This is a genomic window from Roseateles sp. AC306 (assembly GCF_979253795.1).
The window spans coordinates 1-235 of the sequence record NZ_CEEDEB010000153.1 but is presented as its reverse complement, the minus strand read 5'-3'; the positions used below and the strand labels follow the sequence as shown (position 1 = coordinate 235).

At 71.5% G+C, this 235-nt stretch carries 1 protein-coding gene; it reads right to left on the bottom strand.

Annotated elements, in window-relative coordinates; genetic code table 11:
- Positions 1 to 235, bottom strand: a 235-nt coding sequence (locus tag AC0IZJ_RS28775) for an SRPBCC family protein (protein ID WP_471855703.1), incomplete at both ends; no start/stop codon positions are given.

Here is a 235-nt window from a genome sequence, read left to right as displayed (position 1 = left end):
GCGGTAGACCGGGTTGGCGCCCATGTCGCCGTCCAGGGTCCAGGTGACCTGGGTAGCACCGCCATTCGCATCCAGGCGGAACGCACCGGGCGACGTGGTGCCGAAGTCGGGGAAGAAGAGCTCGTAGCCCAGGCGGCTGGGCGCATCGGCGGTGGTGACGGTCATGCGGCCATCGCCCTGGCTCTTGCTCTTCCAGGCCCAGACGGCGCCGGCGCCCGAGGCGGGCCCGCTGTAC